This window comes from Kaistia sp. UC242_56 (assembly GCF_044452255.1).
In the GTDB taxonomy this organism is placed as follows: Bacteria; Pseudomonadota; Alphaproteobacteria; order Rhizobiales; family Kaistiaceae; genus Kaistia; species Kaistia defluvii_A.
This window is the reverse complement of the sequence record NZ_JBIOAN010000002.1, coordinates 4,382,401-4,397,552: the sequence shown is the minus strand read 5'-3', so window position 1 is coordinate 4,397,552 and position 15,152 is coordinate 4,382,401. Positions and strand designations below refer to the sequence as shown.

Below are 15,152 nucleotides of genomic sequence, written 5' to 3'. Positions count from 1 at the left end.
GCCTTCGACGCAGGGCGAGGCGATTTGACTCGCTGGACGCAGGATCCATGAGGAAAATGCGGTTCACGATAGGCGCCTCGGCGGTCTACAAGAGATGATGCTGGCGGGCCGATCCTGACCGTGTCCGTCCCTTAACTCAGCGCCAGGATTGCCATCATGCCGATCCGTCGTCCGCCTGCTCCGTCCAGACGAGCGTTTCTCCTCGGCGGCCTCGCCGCCGCCGTCACAACCCGTTTGATGGTGTCCGGTGTCATGACCGCTTCCGCCCAGACCTCCGCCTCGGACGCGCTGTTTGCCGCGGTCGGGCGCAACGACGAAACCGCCGTGGCCGATCTGCTTGCGAAGGGCGTGGATGTCGATGCCCGCAATGCCGATGGCGCAACAGTGCTTCTTGTCGCCACGCACCAGAATCGCGTCGGGGTCGCGCGACAGCTGATCCTGGCCGGCGCCGACGTCAACGCCAAGGACCGCATCCAGGACAGCCCCTACCTCTATGCCGGTGCGCGTGGCCATCTGGAGATCCTGAAGCTGGCGCTCGCCCACGGCGCGGACCTCAAAAGCACCAACCGCTATGGCGGCACGGCGCTCATTCCAGCCGCCGAGCGCGGCCATGTTGAAACCGTCCGCACCCTCATCGAGGCGGGCGTGGCGGTCGATCATGTCAACAATCTGGGATGGACGGCGCTGCTCGAGGCGATCCTGCTCGGCAATGGCGGCGAGCGCCATGTCGCGATCGTCAAGCTGCTGCTCGACGGCGGCGCGGACCCGTCGCTGCCGGATCGCGACGGCGTCACGCCCTTGCGGCATGCAAGGCAACGCGGCTTTCAGCCGATCGTCGCGCTTCTGACGAAGGCCGGCGCCCGCGAGTAGGCGCGGGGCAGGGGACACGAAGCGGGCGGGCCGCTTCGTGTCGTGTCGGTGGGCGCCTTAGCGTGCCAGCAGCTTTTCCAGCTCGGGACGGAATTCCGCCGCGATATCCGGACGGTCGAGCGCGAAAGCGACGTTGGCGGCGAGGAAGCCGACCTTGTTGCCACAGTCATAGGTCTCGCCGTTGAAGCGGCAGCCGTAGAAATACTGGCGGTCCATCAGGCGGAGCATGGCGTCCGTCAGCTGGATCTCGTTGCCGGCGCCCTTTTCCTGCTTGGACAGCAGGTCGAAGATCTGCGGCTGCAGGATGTAGCGGCCGTTGATGTAGAGGTTGGACGGCGCGACTTCCGGCTTTGGCTTCTCGACCATCGCATTGATGCGGAAGGCGGTGCCATCCAGCTCGTTGCCGATGCCGACGATACCGTACTGGTGGGTCTGAGACGGGTCGCATTCCTCGACCGCGAGGACGTTGCCGCCCCATTCCTCATAGACCTTGACCATCTGCTTCAGGCAGCCGGGCTCGCCCTTCATGACCATGTCCGGCAGCAGCACGGCGAACGGCTCGTTGCCGATCATCTCGCGCGCGCACCAGACGGCATGGCCGAGGCCGAGCGGAACCTGCTGGCGGGTGAAGCTGGTCGATCCGGGCTTCGGCAGGTCCTTGGTCAGCAGGTCGAGCGCCTCCTGCTTGCCGCGACCCGACAGCGTGGCCTCCAGCTCGTACTGGACGTCGAAGTGATCCTCGATGACCGCCTTGTTGCGGCCCGTGACGAAAATCAGATGCTCGATGCCGGCTTCGCGCGCCTCATCGACAGCATATTGGATCAGCGGACGATCGACGACCGTCAGCATCTCCTTGGGCATGGCTTTGGTCGCGGGGAGAAAGCGGGTGCCAAGGCCTGCGACGGGAAATACGGCCTTGCGGATCTTCGGGTTCATGGACGCCTCACAGATGCATCGGTTCGGTCAGCATATCGGTAGATTCCTAACAGGAACGCTAATGAAAAGGGTGAATATTTCAAGGCCATCAAGACTTCGTTCACCTATTCATAGTTCATTAACATTACGAATCTGCTTGGAGTTTCGAAGTGGCTGTTTTGGTGACGGGTGGAGCCGGATATATCGGTAGCCACATGGTGTGGCGTCTTGTTGACGCTGGTGAGGCGGTCGTGGTTCTCGACCGGCTGTCCACCGGCTTTCAATGGGCCGTGGCGCCGGAGGCAACCTTCATCCAGGGCGACATCGCCGACGAGGCGCTGGTCGAGCGACTGGTCGCCGAGCACGCCATCGACGCCGTGATCCATTTCGCCGGTTCGATCGTCGTGCCGGAATCGGTTTCAGACCCGCTCGGCTATTATCTGAACAACACCGTCAAATCCCGCGCGCTGATGGCGGCGGTGATCCGCGCCGGCGTGCGCCACTTCATCTTCTCCTCGACCGCCGCCGTCTATGGCGACACAGGCACCGAGCCCGTGCTGGAAAGCGCGGCCACCGTGCCGCAATCGCCCTATGGCCGCTCGAAGCTGATGACCGAGATGATGCTGGAGGACGCGGCGAAGGCGCATGACTTCCGCTATGTGGCGCTGCGCTATTTCAACGTCGCCGGCGCCGATCCGCGCGGCCGCACCGGGCAATCGACCAAGGGCGCGACGCATCTGATCAAGGTCGCCTGCGAAACCGCGCTCGGGAAGCGGGACCAGATCGAGCTGTTCGGCACCGATTACGACACGCCGGACGGCACCTGCGTGCGCGACTACATCCATGTCGCCGACCTTGCCAACGCCCATGCCGACGCGCTCGCCTATCTGCGCAGCGGCGGCGACAGCCTGGTGGCGAATTGCGGCTATGGCCACGGCTATTCCGTGCGCGAAGTGCTGGAGTCCGTGCGGCGCGTCTCGGGCAGGGAATTCCGCGTCGTGGAGAGGGAGCGCCGCCCCGGCGATGTTCCCGCTGTGGTCGCAAATTCGACACGGGCACGCAGCACGCTGGGCTGGACGCCCATGCATGACGATCTCGACCAATGCGTCGCGACGGCGCTGGCGTGGGAGGAGGCGCTCGGTCGGCGCAATCAGCGCGACTGAGACGGAGGGACCGGACTGGGGCCGGTCAAAGCGTGAGGAAGCATCCGGACGGGGGCCCGGACCAGCATTGATACCGATACAAGGAGTCTTCTGAGACATGGCATTTTTGAGCTCGCCCGTTTCCGTCATGCGGCCGTTCGCGGCTGCCGGAACCCGCGCAGTTTTGTTGGTCTTCCTGCTTTTGGCCGGGCTGTTACCCGCCATGGCGGATGCGGCAGGCGCGCGATGGGTGGCGAGTTTCTGGCCGACCGCCCAGAAGGCCGGCATCTCGCGCAGCGTCTATAACAGCGCGCTTGGCAACTTCACCCCCGATCCCGACGTGCTGGCCAAGGCCGGCTCGCAGGCCGAATTCGTCAAGCCGCTCTGGGAGTATCTGGACGGCGCCGTCTCGCAGAAGCGGCTGGAGAATGGCCGCGACGCGCTGCGCCAGTATGGCCGGCAGTTGCAGCAGATCGAGCAGGCCTATGGCGTCGACCGCAGCGTCGTCGTCGCCATATGGGGCATGGAATCCTCCTATGGCCAGGTCCTCTCCAATCCGAAGATCGTCAAGAACACCATCCGTTCGCTGGCGACACTCGCCTATCAGGGCGGCTCGCGCGCCAAATATGGCCGCCAGCAGCTCATCGCGGCGCTGAAGATCCTGGAGCGCGGCGACGTCGACGCCCGCCACATGGTCGGCTCCTGGGCGGGCGCCATGGGCCACACCCAGTTCATCCCGACCACCTACCAGGCCTATGCCGTCGATTTCGATGGCGACGGCAAGCGCAATGTCTGGACGTCGGAAATCGACGCGCTCGCCTCCACCGCCAACTATCTGGCCAAGATGGGCTGGCGGTCGGGCCAGACCTGGGGCTACGAGGTCGAACTGCCGGCGAGCTTCGACTGGCGCCACAATGATTCCGGCAAGGCGCTGACCCTCGACCAGTGGCGCAAGATGGGCGTTCATCGTGTTGCCGGGCGGCAGTTCCCGGCCTCGAACGACACGGCGACGCTTTATGCGCCGGCCGGCGCCGGCGGGCCCGCCTTCCTGCTGCTGCATAACTTCAAGGTGATCAAGCGTTACAACAACGCCAATGCCTATGCGCTCGCGGTTGGCCATCTGGCCGATCGGCTGCGCGGCGGCGGCGATTTCGTCTCGGGCTGGCCGCGCGACGTGCGGCCGCTGGCGGCGGCCGAAAGGGCGGAATTGCAGACATTGCTGGGACGGCGCGGCTTCTATTCCGGCACGGTCGATGGCAAGATCGGCGCTGGCACCCGCCAGGCAATCCGCTCGTTCCAGGCTTCGGCCGGCGACATCCCGGACGGCTACGCCTCAACGGGGGTGTTGCAGCGACTGCGGTCCGGCAGGTAGGATTATTCCTTTAGGGAAGGTCGCGAGGGCAGGCGACCTTGTGGCCGGATGTCGTCATGCTGGTTCGTATCCTTCGCGCGTTCGTCGCCCTTATCCTGGTTTCCGTCGCGCTGCTGAGCGCGACGGAGCCTTCGGTCGCGCAATATCGCCGTGGACCGGCCGGGTTCCTCGATCGGCTGTTCGGCATCGAACGGCCGCCGCCGGACCAGTTTCTCATGCCGCCGGAGGATGTCGGCCGCCGCCGGCAGCCCTCGGGGCAGCGTCCGCCGCGCCAGTCGGGCGACCAGCCGCCGCCGGTGCGCAAGAAGCGGCCCGCCGCGCCGGCCGAGCCGATCTACCCGGCGCTTGAAATCCAGCCCAAGAATCCCGACGCCCGGAAGGTGCTCGTGGTCGGCGATTTCGTCGCCGGCGGCCTCGCCTGGGGTCTCGATCAGGCCTTTGCCGAGGAGCCCCGGCTCGCCGTCATCGATCAGAGCGACGGGCCGTCCGGCTTCGTGCGCGATGATCATTTGGACTGGGCCGCCAAGATCGGCGAAAAGCTCGACGCCGAGAAGCCGGACATGGTCGTGGTGCTGATGGGCGCCAATGACCGCCAGCAGATCAAGACCGCGGACGGCCGCCTGTCGCCGGGAACGCCGGAATGGCAGAAGGCCTACCAGCAGCGCGTGGAGCGCTTCCTGCTGGCGCTCAAGGTCTATGGCAAGCCGGTTTACTGGGTCGGCGCGCCGCCGCTTCGTTCGTCGGACGCGTCGGCCGACATGGCGCAGCTCAACACGCTCTTCAAGGTAGGGGCCGACGCGGTCGGCGCCCATTTCATCGACGTCTGGGACGGCTTTGCCGACGAGAGCGGCAAGTTCATCGCCCGGGGCCCCGACGTCGACGGACAGATGCGCAACCTGCGCCTCAGCGACGGCATCAATTTCAGCAAGGCCGGCAAGCGCAAGCTCGCCTTCTTCGTCGAGCGCGACATCCGCCAGGATAGCGGGCTTGGTCTGCCGATGAGCGCGATCACGCCGACCAACCCGAACGCGGCGACCGAGATCGGGCCGGATGGCAAGGAGCGCCAGGTCGGCCCGGTGGTGTCCCTGACTGATCCGGATCCCGGCGCGGCCAGCGCCAAGCTGGCGGGAGCGGCCGACCAGGCCGGCCCCGGCCCCGCGGCCGACAGCCTGCAATACAAGCTGACGGTGAAGGGCGAGGCGCCGGCAGCGAAGCCCGGCCGGGTCGACGACTTTGCCTGGAAGCCGCCACATGCCGAGGACGACAGCGCCGCCTCGTCTTCCTCCAGCATCGTAGACGGCATCGTCATCCTGCCGGCCCCGACCGCGGGCGTTCGCGGCATGGCTCCGGCCGTGGAGTAGGGGGGAAGACCATCACCCCAGCCCTCTCCCGCGCGCGGGAGAGGGGGCGCGCATGCGTCCCTCGCCAAGCCACGAGATCGATGAAGAGCGCTGACCAAAACGCTCGCCCGCCTGCGGGAGAGGGTAGGGTGAGGGCTAGGGAACAATCCTGTGAGACCGTAAACCCTCACCCGCCGCCCTTCGGTCGTCGACCTCTCCCTCAGGGAGAGGTGAAGACATGGCTTGCGGAGAGCTGGCACATAAAAAAAGCCCCCGCCGGTAGCCGGCGGGGGCTTTTCATTTCCTTGGATGCTGCGAGCCGGCCTTACCAGGCGAGGTTCGAGGCGCCCATCAGGTGCTTGTCGATCGCATGGGCCGCCTGGCGGCCTTCGCGGATCGCCCAGACGACGAGCGACTGGCCGCGGCGCATGTCGCCGGCGGCGAACACCTTGTCGACCGAGGTCTGGTAGCTCTGCGTATCGGCGGCGAGGTTGCCGCGCTTGTCGAGCGTCGCGCCCAGTTCGGTCAGCATGCCCTCGTGAACCGGATGGGCAAAACCGATCGCCATGAAGACGAGATCGGCGCGGATGATGAACTCCGTGCCTTCGATCGGCCGGCGCTTCTCGTCGACGCGGGCGCACTGCACGCCCGTGACCTTGCCGTTCTTGCCGACAACGCCGAGCGTCGCGCAGGCGAATTCGCGTTCGGCGCCTTCGGCCTGCGAGGACGAGGTGCGGAACTTGGTCGGCCAATAGGGCCAGACCGCCAGCTTGTCTTCGCGCAGCGGCGGCATCGGGCGGATGTCGAGCTGGGTGACGGCAAGCGCGCCCTGGCGGAACGAGGTGCCGACGCAGTCAGACGCCGTGTCGCCGCCGCCGATGACGACGACGCGCTTGCCGGTGGCGATGATCGGCTCCTCGTGGATCTCCTCGCGGCCGACCCGGCGGTTCTGCTGGACCAGGAAAGGCATGGCGTAATGCACGCCTTCCAGTTCCGCGCCCGGCAGCTTCGGATCGCGCGGGGCCTCGGCGCCGCCCGTGAGCAGCACGGCGTCATGGTCGGCGACCAATTCGGCCATCGGCTTGTTGACGCCGATGTTCACGCCGTAATGGAAGGTCGCGCCTTCGGCCTCGATCTGCGCCACGCGCCGATCGATGAAGTGCTTCTCCATCTTGAAGTCCGGAATGCCATAGCGAAGCAGACCGCCGGCCTTCGCCTCGCGCTCGTAGACATGGACGTCATGGCCGGCGCGGGCGAGCTGCTGGGCAGCCGCCATGCCGGCAGGACCGGAACCGACGATGGCGATCCGGCGGCCGGTCTTGACCGAAGCGATCTCCGGCTTGATCCAGCCCTGGTCCCACGCCTTGTCGGCGATCGACTGCTCGACCGACTTGATCGCGACCGGCGTGTTCTCGAGGTTCAGCGTGCAGGCTTCCTCGCACGGGGCGGGGCAGACGCGGCCGGTGAACTCCGGGAAGTTGTTGGTCGAGTGCAGGTTGCGCGAGGCTTCCTGCCAGTCGTTCGAATAGACGAGATCGTTCCAGTCCGGGATCTGGTTGTGAACCGGACAGCCGGTGTCGCCATGGCAGAACGGAACGCCGCAATCCATGCAGCGCGCCGCCTGCCGAACGACGTCCTGGTCGTTCAGCGGCAGGGTGAATTCCCGGAAGTGCCGGATGCGGTCCGCAGCCGGCTGATACTTCTGGTCCTGGCGGTCGATTTCGAGGAAGCCCGTTACCTTACCCATTCTTTCCCCCTTACTCGGCCGCCACGCCGTAGCGCGCGCGTTCCATCTCGATCAGTGCCCGCCGATACTCGACCGGCATGACCTTGCGGAATTTCGGACGATAGCTCTCCCAGTTCTCCAGGATCTCCTTGGCCCGGCTCGAGCCGGTGTAGTGGAGATGCTTGGAGATCAGCAGGTGGAGACGCTCGTCATCGTGGCGATTCATGTTCGATGTGATGTCGATCCGGCCCTTGTGCTCGATGTCGCCGCCATGGTGGTGCAGCTTCTCCAGCAGGTCGTCCTCTTCCTGGACAGGCTCGATCTCGACCATCGACAGGTTGCAGCGCTGGGCGAAGGTTTCGTCTTCGTCGAGCACATAGGCGATGCCGCCGGACATGCCGGCCGCGAAGTTGCGCCCGGTCTGGCCGATGACGACGACAATGCCGCCGGTCATGTATTCGCAGCCATGATCGCCGCAGCCTTCGACGACCGCCACCGCGCCCGAATTGCGGACGGAGAAGCGCTCGCCGGCGACGCCGCGGAAATAGGCCTCGCCTTCGGTCGCACCGTAGAGAACGGTGTTGCCGACGATGATCGACTCTTCCGGCACGATGCGGCTGTTCTCGGCCGGGCGCACCACGATGCGTCCGCCGGAAAGGCCCTTGCCGACATAGTCGTTGCCTTCGCCGATCAGGTCGACCGAAACGCCGCGCGCCAGGAAGGCGGCGAAGCTCTGGCCGGCCGTGCCGCGCAGGGTGATCGCGATCGTGTCGTCCGGCAGGCCGTCATTGCCGTAGCGCTTGGCGACCTCGCCCGAGAGCATCGCACCGGCCGAACGGTCGGTGTTGTGGATCTCGGCCTCGATCTTCACCGGGGTGCCGGTGGCGAGCGCGGGCTGTGCCTCGGCGATCAGCTTGCGGTCGAGCACATGCTCGATCGGATGATGCTGGCGCTGCGTGTGACGGATCTCGTCCGGGCCGGCCTCGACCTTGTGGAACAGCTTGGTGAAGTCGAGCCCGGCTGCCTTCCAGTGGTTGACCGCCGCGACCTTGTCGAGCCGGTCGGACTGGCCGATCAGCTCTTCGAGGTGGCGAACGCCCATGGCGGCCATCAGCTGGCGAACTTCCTCGGCGACGAAGAAGAAGAAGTTGATAACGTTCTCGGGCGTGCCCTTGAAGCGCTTGCGCAGCACCGGGTCCTGGGTGGCGACGCCAACCGGGCAGGTGTTGAGATGGCACTTGCGCATCATGATGCAGCCGGCGGCGATCAGCGGCGCCGTCGAGAAGGCAAATTCGTCCGCGCCGAGCAGCGCGCCGATGATGACGTCCCGACCGGTCCGGAAGCCGCCATCGACCTGCAGGGCGATGCGCGAGCGCAGGCCGTTCAGGACGAGGGTCTGCTGGGTCTCGGCCAGGCCGATTTCCCACGGGCTACCGGCATGCTTGAGCGAGGTCAGGGGCGAAGCACCCGTGCCGCCCTCGAAGCCGGAGATCGTGATGTGGTCGGCGCGCGCCTTGGCGACGCCGGCGGCGACCGTGCCGACACCGACTTCCGAGACGAGCTTGACCGAGACGTCCGCCTGCGGGTTGACGTTCTTCAGATCGAAGATCAGCTGGGCCAGATCCTCGATCGAGTAGATGTCATGGTGCGGCGGCGGCGAGATCAGGCCGACGCCCGGCGTCGAATGCCGGACCTTGGCGATGGTCGCGTCGACCTTGTGGCCGGGCAGCTGTCCGCCTTCGCCGGGCTTGGCACCCTGCGCCACCTTGATCTGCATCACGTCGGAGTTGACGAGATATTCCGTCGTCACGCCGAAGCGTCCCGAGGCGATCTGCTTGATCGACGAGCGCATGGAATCGCCGTTCGCCATCGTCACGAAGCGCTCGGCTTCCTCGCCGCCCTCGCCGGTGTTCGACTTGCCGCCGATCCGGTTCATGGCGATCGCGAGGGTGGTGTGCGCCTCGCGCGAGATCGAGCCGAACGACATGGCGCCGGTGGCGAAACGCTTGACGATCTCCGAGGCCGGCTCGACTTCCTCGAGCGGCACCGGCGATGCGCCAACGTCTTCCGCCATCTTGATCTCGAACAGGCCGCGCAGCGTCAGCAACGCCTTCGACTGTTCGTTCATCGCCCGGGCATAGTCCTCGTAGCGCTCCCACGAGCCGACGCGGACGGCATGCTGCAGGTTCGCCACCGAATCGGGCGACCAGGCATGGCGCTCGCCACGGATGCGGAAGTTGTACTCGCCGCCGATGTCGAGCGTGTTGCGCAGCACCGCGCCATCGCCGAAGGCCTCGGCGTGACGGCGCACGGTCTCTTCCGCGATCTCGGCCAGGCCGACACCCTCGATGGTGGTGGCGGTGCCGAAGAAGTAGCGGTCGACGAACTCGCTCGCGAGGCCGATCGCATCGAAGATCTGCGCGCCGCAATAGGACTGGTAGGTCGAGATGCCCATCTTGGACATGACCTTGAGGATGCCCTTGTCGATCGACTTGACGTAGCGATGCACGATCTCTTCGTCGTCGACCTCCTCGGGGAAGTCCTTCTTCATGTCGGTCAGCGTCTCGAAGGCGAGATAGGGATTGATCGCCTCGGCGCCGAAGCCGGCCAGCACGCAGAAATGATGCACTTCGCGGGCCTCGCCCGTCTCGACGACGAGACCGACCGAGGTGCGCAGGCCCTTGCGGATCAGGTGATGGTGCACGCCGGCCGTGGCCAGCAGTGCCGGAATCGGGATCCGGTCCGGTCCAACCATGCGGTCGGACAGGATGATGATGTTGTAGCCGCCATGGACGGCTGCCTCGGCGCGCTCGCAGAGCCGCTCCAGGGCGTCAGCCATGCCTTCGGCGCCCTGTGCCACGGCATAGGTGATGTCGAGCGTCTTCGACTGGAACGGGTTGTCGTCCAGTTCGCCGATGGCGCGGATCTTCTCGAGATCCGGGTTCTCCAGGATCGGCTGCCGGACTTCGAGCCGCTTGCGGCGACCGGCGCCCTGCAGGTCGAACAGGTTCGGCCGCGGTCCGATGAAGGACACGAGGCTCATGACCAGTTCCTCGCGGATCGGATCGATCGGCGGGTTCGTCACCTGGGCGAAGTTCTGCTTGAAGTAGGTGTAGAGCAGCTTCGACTTGTCGGAGAGGACCGAGATCGGCGTGTCCGTGCCCATCGAGCCGACGGCTTCCTGGCCGGTGGTGGCCATGGGGGCCATCAGCAGCTTCAGGTCTTCGCCGGTGTAGCCGAACGCCTGCTGGCGATCGAGCAGCGTCACGTCGGTGCGCGGCGCGCGCGGCGGCACGGAGGGCAGATCTTCGAGCACGATCTGGGTGCGCGCCAGCCACTCCTGGTAGGGGAGCTTGGTGGCGAGCTCGGTCTTGATCTCCTCGTCGGAGACGATGCGGCCCTGTTCCAGGTCGATCAGCAGCATGCGGCCCGGCTGAAGCCGCCACTTGGTGACGATCTTCTCTTCCGGGATCGGCAGCACGCCGGATTCGGAGGCGAGCAGCACGTCGCCATCCTCGGTGACGAGGTAGCGTGCCGGGCGCAGGCCGTTGCGGTCGAGGGTCGCGCCGATGCGCACGCCGTCGGTGAAGGCGACGGCGGCCGGCCCGTCCCAGGGCTCCATCAGCGCGGCATGGTATTCGTAGAAGGCACGCCGCTGCTCATCCATGAGCGGGTTGCCCGCCCAGGCTTCGGGGATCAGCATCATGGCCGCGTGGGGCAGCGAGTAGCCGCCCTGCACCAGGAATTCGAGCGCGTTGTCGAAGCAGGCGGTGTCCGACTGCCCCTCATAGGAGATCGGCCACAGCTTCGAGATGTCGTTGCCGTAGAGCTCGCTGTCGACCGAGGCCTGCCGCGCCGCCATCCAGTTGACGTTGCCGCGCACCGTGTTGATCTCGCCATTATGCGCGACCATGCGGTAGGGATGCGCCAGGCGCCAGGACGGGAAGGTGTTGGTCGAGAAGCGCTGATGCACGAGCGCGATCGCGCTCTCGAAGCGCTCGTCGTGGAAGTCACGATAATAAGGCGCCGAGCTGCTCGGCGAGGAACATGCCCTTGTAGACGATGGTCCGCGCCGACAGCGACACGACGTAGAAGTCGTTGTTCAGGCCGGAATAGGCCGCGTAGATGCGGTTCGAGATCACCTTGCGGATGATGAACAGCCGCCGCTCGAACGCGTCCTCGCTCTCGATGTCCTTGCCGCGGGCAATGAACACCTGGCGATGATGCGGCTCGGTCGCCGCGATGTCGGGCGCCTTGGAGAGCGACGAGTTGTCGACCGGCACGTCGCGCCAGCCGAGCAGCACCTGGCCCTCGGAAGCGACGACTTCCTCGACGATCTTCTCCATGCCGGCGCGGACTTCCGCGTCCTGGGGCAGGAAGAGGAAGCCGACGGCATAGCTGCCCGGCTCGCTGAGCGCGAAGCCCAGGCGCGTAGCCTCCTCCGAAAAGAACCGATGCGGAATCTGCACGAGCATGCCCGCGCCGTCGCCCATCAGCGGATCGGCGCCGACCGCTCCGCGATGCTCGAGGTTGCGGACGATCTGCAGCCCGCTCTGCACGATGCGGTGCGACTTCTCGTTCTTCAGGTTGGCGATGAAGCCGACGCCGCAGGCATCGTGCTCATTGCGCGGATCATAAAGGCCTTGGGCGCCTACGCCGCCGGCCTTGTTGCGTGCGGCGGTGCTTTTGGCGGCGCGGGCCGTCGCCGCTGCTGCCATCTGCATTTCCGCTTCACGTAAGACCTTCGGCATCTGAGTGCCCTCTCATCCTCTATGGTTCATCATTCGACGTTGAAACCGGCCGCTCTCCCGCCCGTTCGCTGGAACGTTTGGATGACCAACCGGCGCATCGCCGTATTCATTATAAGACGCAACCGCGTCCAAACCGCCGCATCGCGCCGTCAGGCGTGCGACCCCGACCCGTCAGGGCCGCATCCTATCGCAAGCAAGGTTCATTCCGAACTCGCCCGCGCCTGCTTCGCATGTCGCCGAAACCATCGGCTCCGGACTCGATAATGGGACAGCAAGACTGTCCTAATTCAAGGCGCGCCAAAATGCCAGAACTCTTCTAGTTCGGCAAGCGCCTCGGTGATCACGCATTATGTTTGTTACGAAAGGAGCGTGGCAAGCACACTTAAGGTGATGATGATGCCATGGAAGCGCAACAAAATTGCGAAAGACGCGGTGGACGCTGCGGTAGCGGCTTCCGGCGAGCGGGCACGCCGATCGCGGCCGGGACGCTGTATTTTCACCGTCTCCGGGTGACAAAGGGGTTGCGCTGGGCGGCCCGTCCCCGCGATATGGCGCCATGATTTTTGCAAGCGATAACTGGACGGGGGCGTCCGACCGGGTGGCGGCCGCGCTCGTCGAAGCGGCGGGTGGCTATGCCCCCGCCTATGGCAACGATCCGCTGACGGCTGCGGTCGAGGCGGCCTTTTCGCGGGTGTTCGAGCGCGAGGTAGCGGCGTTCTTCGTCGCGACGGGAACGGCGGCAAACTCGCTGTCCCTGGCCCAGTTCTCCAAGCCGGGCGGCGTCGTGTTCTGCCACCGCGACGCCCATATCGCCGTCGACGAGGGCGGCGCGCCGGAGTTTTTCGGCGGCGGATCGCGATTGCACCGGATCGATGGCGCGGACGGCAAGCTGTGGCCGGCCGACCTCGCCGCCGCGATAGCGCTCTATCCCGCCGATTTCATTCATCACGGCCAGCCGGCCGCGGTCTCGATCAGCCAGCTGACCGAGATCGGAACCGCCTATAGCCCGGCGGAAATCGCGGCTCTCGCCGCGGTCGCGCATGAGGCCGGCCTGCCGCTCCATATGGACGGTGCGCGATTCGGCAATGCGGTCGCCGGGCTCGGCGTCACGCCGGCCGAGGCGAGCTGGCGCGCCGGCGTCGACGTCATGTCGTTCGGCGGATCGAAGAATGGCTGCTTTGCCGCCGAGGCGGTCGTCTTCTTCAATCCGGAGCAGGCGAAGGGCTTCGCGTTTCATCGCAAGCGCGGCGGCCACCTCTTTTCCAAGAGTCGATTCGTCGCGGCGCAGTTCTCGGCCTATCTCGAGGCGGATCACTGGCTGGGCCTGGCGTCGCATGCCAACGCCATGGCGCGGCGGCTGGCCGAGGGCATCGAGGCGGGCTCGGGCTCGAGCCTCGCCTGGCAGCCGCAGGGCAATGAGGTCTTTGCGTTGATCTCGAAGACTGCCGATGCCCGGCTGCGCGCGGCGGGCGCTGCCTATTATGAATGGCCGACGGCGGGACCGATTGCCGCACCCTTGGACAATCAGTCAATTCTTGTGCGGCTGGTGACCAGTTTCCAGACGCAGGCATCGGAAGTGGATGCGTTTCTGCAAATACTTTCGGCAGATGCGGCCTAAAAAATAGGCGTCCCACTTGCGTGGGACGCCCCATCCTTCAGGCTGTGGCGCTGCTTACGCAGCCTTGGCCTCGATCTGCTGGCTGACATTCTTGCCGCTGGAAATCGCGATGGTGCGCGGCTTCATGGCCTCGGGGATCTCGCGGACGAGATCGACATGCAGGAGGCCGTTCTCGAGGCTGGCGCCCTTCACTTCCACATGGTCGGCGAGCTGGAATCGGCGCTCGAACGAACGTCCGGCGATGCCGCGATACAGCACTTCCGAATCCTTGCCTTCCTCAGGCTTCTTCTCGCCCTTCACGGTCAGCGTGTTTTCACGCGACTCGATCGACAGATCGCTGTCGCCGAAGCCGGCTACCGCCATGGTGATGCGATAGGCGTTCTCGCCGGTGCGCTCGATGTTGTAGGGCGGATAGCCCGGCACGCCGGCTTCGACGCCGGAGGCCTGGTCGAGAAGGGAAAAGAGCCGGTCAAAGCCGACGGTGGAGCGATAGAGCGGGCTCAGATCAAACGTACGCATGGTTGTCCTCCTTGGAGCGACGGTTCGTTTCGAAGTTCACGACGGCTCCGCCATCCGATGGCCGGGGCCGCATGTCTCAGTCGCGGACCCTCTTTTGGCATCCGCAAGGAGGATGTGGGGACAAGTTCTGGGCGGTTCAAGAGGGGGGTGGACGCCGGCTTCTTCACAAGCCTGAACGCCATATGAACGACCAATTCGGATGATGTTCAGGCGCCTGCGGATAGGTTCACCATCAATGCCGGCGATGAAGAGATCGCTCGGTGCATCCGCTGGAGAGACATCAATGATGAAGTCCATTCTCGCCACCTCCGCCCTGGTCGGCGCCCTGCTGCTGCCGATCGCGGCGCAGGCACAGGATTACCGCTTCGAAGGCGGGCGCGGCGGCTACGGCGGTTACAATGACGACCGCGGCTATCGGGACGATCGCGACTATCGCCGCCCGCCGCCGCCCCGTCGCCAGCTTGACGGCCGCCAGATCTACCGGTTGCTCGCCCGCCAGGGCTACGCCCGCATCGACATTATCAACCGCCGCGGCGACGCCTATATCGTCCGCGCCATCGGTCCGCGTGGCCGGGACGTCATCGTGGTGGTCGATTCCTGGTCCGGCGAGATCGTGCGCCGCCGGGTGATCGAGAATGACTGGCGCGGCGATCGCGGTTGGCACGGTGGTTGGGGCAATGACTGGCGCCGCTGGTAGTCCCGTTTCCGGAGCCATTCGGCTATGACCGGTCGGTCGATCTCGAATCCGCCCCCCGCGCGAGGTCGGCCTGTCAGCCGGCGACATCCCTGGATGTCGCCGGTTTCTTCTTGTCCGGGCGAGGCCGGTTGCGGCCCGTCGCTTGTCGCTCTCCGGTTGGTCGGCTAAGACCGGTTGGCCCTGAATGCGATGCTCGAATGCG

The 15,152-nt window shown here is 65.7% G+C and carries 9 protein-coding genes and 1 pseudogene; 6 read left to right on the top strand and 4 right to left on the bottom strand.

Going from position 1 to position 15,152, the window contains the following annotated elements; genetic code table 11:
- Positions 1-252 precede the first annotated feature (252 nt).
- Positions 253-870: an ankyrin repeat domain-containing protein gene (locus ACHMWQ_RS23420; protein WP_396309313.1), complete on the top strand. Its 618-nt coding sequence runs from the start codon at positions 253-255 to the stop codon at positions 868-870.
- 57 nt (positions 871-927) lie between these two features.
- Here ACHMWQ_RS23420 and galU read toward each other — a convergent pair whose 3' ends face one another.
- Positions 928-1,806, bottom strand: a complete 879-nt coding sequence (gene galU, locus ACHMWQ_RS23415) for a UTP--glucose-1-phosphate uridylyltransferase GalU (RefSeq protein WP_354551387.1) — start codon at positions 1,804-1,806, stop codon at positions 928-930.
- 149 nt (positions 1,807-1,955) lie between these two features.
- Between galU and galE the strand changes: the two genes are divergently transcribed.
- From galE to ACHMWQ_RS23400, 3 genes are all read left to right on the top strand, one after another.
- The gene (gene galE, locus ACHMWQ_RS23410; RefSeq protein WP_396309312.1) at positions 1,956-2,948 is read left to right on the top strand and encodes a UDP-glucose 4-epimerase GalE; all 993 of its coding nucleotides are present in this window, start codon (positions 1,956-1,958) and stop codon (positions 2,946-2,948) included.
- A gap of 97 nt (positions 2,949-3,045) precedes the next feature.
- A complete protein-coding gene (locus ACHMWQ_RS23405) occupies positions 3,046-4,299 on the top strand; it encodes a lytic murein transglycosylase (RefSeq protein ID WP_396309311.1) in 1,254 nt (417 codons plus the stop codon).
- Between the two features lie 56 nt (positions 4,300-4,355).
- Positions 4,356-5,660 (top strand): DUF459 domain-containing protein, encoded by a 1,305-nt coding sequence (locus tag ACHMWQ_RS23400; protein WP_396309310.1) that lies wholly within the window; start codon positions 4,356-4,358, stop codon positions 5,658-5,660.
- Positions 5,661-5,964: 304 nt separating this feature from the next.
- On the opposite strand, the gene ACHMWQ_RS23395 is transcribed toward ACHMWQ_RS23400, so the two are convergent.
- Together ACHMWQ_RS23395 and gltB are read right to left on the bottom strand one after the other, a co-directional pair.
- Positions 5,965-7,386 (bottom strand): glutamate synthase subunit beta, encoded by a 1,422-nt coding sequence (locus ACHMWQ_RS23395; RefSeq protein WP_396309309.1) that lies wholly within the window; start codon positions 7,384-7,386, stop codon positions 5,965-5,967.
- A 10-nt stretch (positions 7,387-7,396) separates the two neighbouring features.
- Positions 7,397-12,089 (bottom strand): annotated as a pseudogene (gltB, locus tag ACHMWQ_RS23390) (glutamate synthase large subunit).
- A 583-nt stretch (positions 12,090-12,672) separates the two neighbouring features.
- On the opposite strand from gltB, the gene ACHMWQ_RS23385 reads away from it, so the two are divergent.
- Positions 12,673-13,734: a threonine aldolase family protein gene (locus ACHMWQ_RS23385; RefSeq protein WP_396309308.1), complete on the top strand. Its 1,062-nt coding sequence runs from the start codon at positions 12,673-12,675 to the stop codon at positions 13,732-13,734.
- A 54-nt stretch (positions 13,735-13,788) separates the two neighbouring features.
- Here ACHMWQ_RS23385 and ACHMWQ_RS23380 read toward each other — a convergent pair whose 3' ends face one another.
- Complete coding sequence (locus ACHMWQ_RS23380) at positions 13,789-14,253, bottom strand: Hsp20 family protein (protein WP_354551374.1); 465 nt, start codon at positions 14,251-14,253, stop codon at positions 13,789-13,791.
- 283 nt (positions 14,254-14,536) lie between these two features.
- Between ACHMWQ_RS23380 and ACHMWQ_RS23375 the strand changes: the two genes are divergently transcribed.
- Positions 14,537-14,950 carry a hypothetical protein gene (locus ACHMWQ_RS23375; RefSeq protein ID WP_396309307.1) on the top strand — a complete coding sequence of 138 codons (414 nt, stop codon included), beginning with the start codon at positions 14,537-14,539 and terminating at the stop codon, positions 14,948-14,950.
- Positions 14,951-15,152: the final 202 nt, after the last annotated feature.

Excerpts from the sequence above, each read along its gene's own strand:
- ACHMWQ_RS23420 (WP_396309313.1), top strand. The coding sequence starts at position 253 with ATGACCGCTTCCGCCCAGACCTCCGCCTCGGACGCGCTGTTTGCCGCG.
- galU (WP_354551387.1), bottom strand. The coding sequence starts at position 1,806 with ATGAACCCGAAGATCCGCAAGGCCGTATTTCCCGTCGCAGGCCTTGGC.
- ACHMWQ_RS23405 (WP_396309311.1), top strand. The coding sequence starts at position 3,046 with ATGGCATTTTTGAGCTCGCCCGTTTCCGTCATGCGGCCGTTCGCGGCT.
- ACHMWQ_RS23400 (WP_396309310.1), top strand. The coding sequence starts at position 4,356 with ATGCTGGTTCGTATCCTTCGCGCGTTCGTCGCCCTTATCCTGGTTTCC.
- ACHMWQ_RS23395 (WP_396309309.1), bottom strand. The coding sequence starts at position 7,386 with ATGGGTAAGGTAACGGGCTTCCTCGAAATCGACCGCCAGGACCAGAAG.
- ACHMWQ_RS23385 (WP_396309308.1), top strand. The coding sequence starts at position 12,673 with ATGATTTTTGCAAGCGATAACTGGACGGGGGCGTCCGACCGGGTGGCG.
- ACHMWQ_RS23380 (WP_354551374.1), bottom strand. The coding sequence starts at position 14,253 with ATGCGTACGTTTGATCTGAGCCCGCTCTATCGCTCCACCGTCGGCTTT.
- ACHMWQ_RS23375 (WP_396309307.1), top strand. The coding sequence starts at position 14,537 with ATGATGAAGTCCATTCTCGCCACCTCCGCCCTGGTCGGCGCCCTGCTG.